Origin of the sequence: Thermosynechococcus sp. OHK43, assembly GCF_014466085.1 — a bacterium.
GTDB lineage: Bacteria > Cyanobacteriota > Cyanobacteriia > Thermosynechococcales > Thermosynechococcaceae > Thermosynechococcus.
The window spans coordinates 1-4903 of the sequence record NZ_JACOMP010000234.1 but is presented as its reverse complement, the minus strand read 5'-3'; the positions used below and the strand labels follow the sequence as shown (position 1 = coordinate 4903).

At 55.8% G+C, this 4903-nt stretch carries 7 protein-coding genes and 1 pseudogene; all 8 read right to left on the bottom strand.

Features of this window, described 5'->3' with window-relative positions; genetic code table 11:
* Positions 1-475 (bottom strand): annotated as a pseudogene (locus H8Q75_RS09940) (M23 family peptidase); the annotation flags it as partial.
* A gap of 131 nt (positions 476-606) precedes the next feature.
* Complete coding sequence (locus H8Q75_RS09935) at positions 607-1362, bottom strand: phycobilisome rod-core linker polypeptide (protein WP_024124999.1); 756 nt, start codon at positions 1360-1362, stop codon at positions 607-609.
* A gap of 33 nt (positions 1363-1395) precedes the next feature.
* Positions 1396-2136 (bottom strand): phycobilisome rod-core linker polypeptide, encoded by a 741-nt coding sequence (locus H8Q75_RS09930; RefSeq protein ID WP_024124998.1) that lies wholly within the window; start codon positions 2134-2136, stop codon positions 1396-1398.
* Positions 2137-2139: 3 nt separating this feature from the next.
* Positions 2140-2973, bottom strand: coding sequence for a phycobilisome rod-core linker polypeptide (locus H8Q75_RS09925; RefSeq protein ID WP_024124997.1), 834 nt, complete (start codon positions 2971-2973; stop codon positions 2140-2142).
* A gap of 15 nt (positions 2974-2988) precedes the next feature.
* The gene (locus H8Q75_RS09920; RefSeq protein WP_297041381.1) at positions 2989-3645 is read right to left on the bottom strand and encodes a HEAT repeat domain-containing protein; all 657 of its coding nucleotides are present in this window, start codon (positions 3643-3645) and stop codon (positions 2989-2991) included.
* Positions 3642-4472, bottom strand: coding sequence for a HEAT repeat domain-containing protein (locus tag H8Q75_RS09915; RefSeq protein WP_365971043.1), 831 nt, complete (start codon positions 4470-4472; stop codon positions 3642-3644). Before H8Q75_RS09915 ends, H8Q75_RS09920 begins: the two co-directional genes overlap by 4 nt.
* Before the next feature lie 7 nt (positions 4473-4479).
* Positions 4480-4716 carry a phycobilisome linker polypeptide gene (locus H8Q75_RS09910; protein ID WP_024124994.1) on the bottom strand — a complete coding sequence of 79 codons (237 nt, stop codon included), beginning with the start codon at positions 4714-4716 and terminating at the stop codon, positions 4480-4482.
* 39 nt (positions 4717-4755) lie between these two features.
* Positions 4756-4903: phycobilisome linker polypeptide (locus H8Q75_RS09905; RefSeq protein ID WP_365971046.1), on the bottom strand; the 148-nt coding region annotated here is incomplete at its 5' end.

Here is a 4903-nt window from a genome sequence, read left to right as displayed (position 1 = left end):
TTACAGGACCACTGTTGGGGCGGCGAAAGGCACCTTGCCAGAGTCGTTGGGGGGTGACCAGTGCCTTAAAGGCATCCACGCGATCAAATTCAAAATCTGTTCCTGAGGCGTCCTTGCCCGGTGGTAGCCAAATGCGTTGCACAGGAAAGGCGCGATCGCCCACCCAAAGCAGCAGGTTGCGGGTTTGATTTCCTGCCCGAACCACTAAGGAACGGCGGCCGGGGGTCTGGAGCGGTGTTGTTGCCACAAAAGCACGCCATTGCTGTGGGCCAATGGAGAACACCGGCAGTGCTTTGCCCGCCACTTCGACGGTAGGCTCTTCGGAAGTGTTGATCACAATAGCCAGCGTATCTCCTAAAACAGGGCGATCGGGACTGACGCTGACTGTAAATGGAATCGTAACTTGACTACTGGCCGGTACAACGGTGGCAGTGATAAGGGCGCTGACCAGCCAGGGGAGAAGGTGATTGCCCATAGTTCAAGAAAGAACCAACCTCCATGCGAGATGCTCATAGATTGGGTTTCAAAAGAACCACCATGGAAAAAAGCCGCCAGTAGTATGACCGACGGCTGAACCACTAGAGGACATTTAATGATCAGTGCGCTTTAACGCCGGCGGGGCACTTTGGCAAGGTAGTCAACATCAGCGGCCCGCAACTGTTGGGCATAGCGAGTTTTGGGTGCGATCGCTGCTGCCAAATCGCGGTATTTGCGGGGATCGCCCTCCGGTAGCCGCCGCTCCTGGAACTTGCGATCGTAGAATTTCTCCAGCGTAAACCGCCAATCTGTCTTGGTGGTGCCCACTTTGTCGCGATATTCAAAACCATAGCGCGGTGTCACAAGGTTAAAGGGACGTCCCTCCATCCGCTTGCGCTGGTAGGGCACCGTAAAGTCACCAAAGGCATTGGTGTATTCCTCACTGTCGAGTAGGGCATCGACAAAGCCATAGAAGCCAAGGGTGCCAATTTTAATTGACCAAGCAATTTTTTCCTCTTCATTGTAGGCACTGCGCCCCAAAAACCGCCGTAGGCAAACATCCACTAAACGGTAGTTGTCGTTTACGACCACCACTGTATTGTAGAAGCGCTCTGATTTGGCCAAACCGCGAATAAAGTCCCGCACCGTAATCACTCGGTTCACTAATTGCGATTCCAAAGTGATTTGACGGTTAAAAGCCAAGGTGGCATGCTCACTAAACACCTGCCGATAGCAGGCCCAGATTACCTCCCGGATTTCCGAGTAGGAGGCCGCATCCTCAAGACGATAGATATAGGGGGTATCTTCGTTTTGATCGGCAATGCCAAAGCTAGCGACGCGGTGGTTTTGAGTCGTGGGCTTGTAGGCAATTAGAGGTAAGTCCATGGATCTCTCCCAAGTCAAAGAGTGAAACAATAGCTAGCGCAGCGGAAAGCTCGCCGTCGGGTTGATCGAGGCCGGGACAGTCGGGCGATCGCGCCGCGTGGTATCAGGGATTTGCACATTGGCCGTGGAGACCGGCTTGAATTGCACGGGCGTCACCTTGACCGATCGTGCCATCTCTAGGAAGTTGCGGATGTCACCCCACTTGTAGCGACTGCTTTCTAACTTATCGCGCCAGTAGTCACTATAGCGAGGGGTAACCAAATTAAACGGGCGATCTTTGTAGCGACGACGCTGATAGGGCACGGTGTTATCGCCAAAGTTTTGCGTATATTCGTCGCTGTCCACAAGGGTATCCACAAATTTCTGCCAACCATCGGTGGCAATGCGAATGGACCACGCCAGTTCTTCATCTTTGTTGTAGGGAGCACGCCCAAGCAGCCGCTTCAGGGCAATTTCCACCAAGCGATAGTTGGAGTTCGTCTCCACCACTAGGCGGCGGAATGTCTCTGATTTGGCCAAGCCGCGAATAAAATCCCGTACCGAAATGGCACGATTGGCCAGTTGTGATTCCAAATGGGGCTGGCGGGTACTCTTGAGGACCACGTGTTCACTAAATACCTGGCGATAGGCTGCCCAAATCAGTTCATCAATATCCGACTGATCCACTGCATCCTCAAGGGAATAGCGCCAGGGGGTTTCTTCATTGGGTACTTCGTAGCCCGGTACCCGCTGATTTTGAGAACTGGGGGCATAGCTCAGCAAGGGAATCGTCATGGCTTACACCTTTGGTTGAGAGGGCAAATAACGGTAGGGCAACGCAACAGGCACTGGTTTGACGGGGGTGGGCGGCAAATCCCGTTCTTGGGCAGTGCTGGGAACCTTCACCAAACTTGAGGTGGCCCGTGCCACATGGCGTTGCGTATCGAGGGTGGGCACCACGATTGAACGCGCCATAGAAAGGAAGTTGGCTGGAATTGCGCCTCGGACAATTTGCTTGTCGAGTGGCCCTGAACCGTAGTAGCGCGCTTGATAGTAAGAACGGCCACCCAGGGAGATTTCCTTGTTGCGCCAGTAGTCGCTGTAGCGGGGATTAACGAGGTTAAAAGGACGGGCCATGCGCCGCCGCCGTTGGTAGGGGACAATATCGGCACCAAAGTTTTGCTGGTACTCGTCACTGTCCACGAGGGCATCAATAAACCCTTCTAGACCACGGGTTGCAAGGATAATCGACCAGGCAATTTGCTCCTGCTGGCCATAGGTGGGGCGGCCAAGGAATCGCTTGAAGGAAATATCCACAAGGCGGTAATTGGAGTTGACGGCTGCCACCTGCTCGCGATAGACCTCCGACTTACCCAAGCCACGGATAAAATCCCGTACGGAAATGGCACGATTGCGGAGTTGAGATTCTAGGAAGGGCTGACGGTAGGAGGCCAAAATCAAGTGCTCGCTGAAAATCTGGCGATAGGCTGCCCAAATCAGGGCATCCACGTCTGCGGCATCGGTGGCATCGGTGAGGCGGTAGATGACGGGATCATCCTCGGCGGGGACTTCATAACTGACCACCCGCTGGTCAAGGGTTCTGGGCTTTACAGCCAGCAAGGGTAACGACATAACTTTTCAATCCTTTTAGGTGTGCATGGATGAGGTGTGCATGGATAGAGAGTCCCTCTGGAGGGCAAGTTGACAACGGGAACGCACAACAATATCGGGGTCGCGATCGCTCAAATGATTCAGGAGTGAACGCACAGCTTCCCGAATCGCGCGGGCCGCTGCCTGCTGATACAGATGATCAAGGGCAACCCCCACGGCATAGCGAACTGCCCAATCCGCTGCTCCACTGTTGCGCTGCAGAACCGCCAGTGCTTCCTTTAACTGGGCCTCTTTTGCCGCCTCCTCAGGGATTAACTGCCAGCGGAGCGTTCCCAAGGCCTTTGTGGCGGCGCGGCGAACACTGGGGGCAAAATCCGACTGCGCAGCAGCCAATAGGACCTGCAGGGCGGCCGGATGACCAATACTCCCCAAGACACGCACCCCATAGGCACGGGCACCGTAGTTATACCCATCCAACTGTGCCAACAGGGGCTCTACTACAGCATCCCCAAGGGCAATGAGACCTTCTACAGCAGCTTGGGCAGCAGCGGGGTTGTTGTACCCCAAAACGGCAATCAGCGTTGGAATGGCAGCGGTGTTTTTTTGCTGGGCAAGCTGAACCACCGCCTCCCGCAACGCCGGCGCAGAGCTGGCGGTCTCAACGGCATGGATATAGGCGTGGAGATCACTCACAGCAGTTGATCCAATCCTTGAAAGAGGGAGAGGGTCTGTTCGGCTGGGGCAGCCTGCTGCAATTGCTGTGCTAGGATGCCGTGGAGGGCAATGAGCTTGAAGCTGGCCTCAACACCCGCCTGCAAAATAGCCTCCGCTGCTGGCAGATACCCCATCGCTCCCAAATCCAGAAGAGCTGTCCGCCGCAGTTGCACATCTTCACTGGTGAGAGCGGCTAGGAGGCGATCGCCATACACCGCGTCCCCCGTCAGCTGAAAGAGTGCCCGCGCAGCGGCAAATTGCACTTGCGGCATTTCATGGGTCAAGAAGGGCTCAATGAGGGCAATGGCTTCGGTGGCGCCAAGGTGACCCAGGCTTTCAATCACGGCTGCCACTGGCTGCACCAGATGCGGGCGACCGGGGACCAGCCGCGCCATTGCCACACCGCCTTCTAGGAGCGATTGTAGGGGAGCGATCGCCTGCGGATCTCCCAATTGACCGAGGGCAATGGCTGCCGCCTCCCGGACATAAAAATCCTCACAGCGCAGGCACTCAATTAACGCCGGCACGGCCTGGCGATCGCCGAGCTTACCCAATGCCCGGGCGGCATTTCGCCGTAGGGGGTAGCCCCCCAATTCTGTGCGATCGGCTTCATCGGCCAAAGCCGCAATCAAAGCGCTGACAATAGCCTGCCGCTCCGCTGCCGTTGCTGTTTCTAGGCCAAACTTCCCCAGCCACCACGCCGCATAGTAGCGAAGACTGGTATCCGCCCCCTGAAGCTGCGCCAGCATTTGGGAAACCGTAAGCTGTACCGGTTCAGAGACCGCCGTCATTCCCTCTCCTGACATCAGCTACCTAGGAGGCAACCACTGGGGTAATAGAAACGATTTTGCCCCCCATGCGGGTAATGCGCTGCATCTCTTCATTCATGCGGCTGTAGGGCACCGTAATAAAGGTGCTGCCGCTGCGCCGAATTGGAAACCCCATTTTGTCGGTTTCTTCGTTTTGACGTAGACCCACAACCTCGTAGCGGAAAACCCGCGCGCCGGAGGGGCTAAGGGCAGCACTTCCAGACGCAGTTTGACCAAACATGACACCTGACTCCCAATCTCAAAAGGACGCTAAATATTCCTAAGCAGGATTGACACTGACAATGCGAGCACCCGTCCGCTGAAGCTGCTGCATTTTTGCTGACAGTTGCTCATAGGGCACCAAGAAGGCGGTACTACTGCGGCGCACCCCTGGATAGCCCGGCTGACGAATCCCCGCCACTTCAATG

What these genes read in the sequence shown, in the direction of transcription:
- H8Q75_RS09930 (WP_024124998.1), bottom strand. Translation starts at nt 2,136, where the DNA reads ATGACGATTCCCTTGCTGAGCTATGCCCCCAGTTCTCAAAATCAGCGG.
- H8Q75_RS09935 (WP_024124999.1), bottom strand. Translation starts at nt 1,362, where the DNA reads ATGGACTTACCTCTAATTGCCTACAAGCCCACGACTCAAAACCACCGC.
- H8Q75_RS09925 (WP_024124997.1), bottom strand. Translation starts at nt 2,973, where the DNA reads ATGTCGTTACCCTTGCTGGCTGTAAAGCCCAGAACCCTTGACCAGCGG.
- H8Q75_RS09910 (WP_024124994.1), bottom strand. Translation starts at nt 4,716, where the DNA reads ATGTTTGGTCAAACTGCGTCTGGAAGTGCTGCCCTTAGCCCCTCCGGC.
- H8Q75_RS09915 (WP_365971043.1), bottom strand. Translation starts at nt 4,472, where the DNA reads ATGTCAGGAGAGGGAATGACGGCGGTCTCTGAACCGGTACAGCTTACG.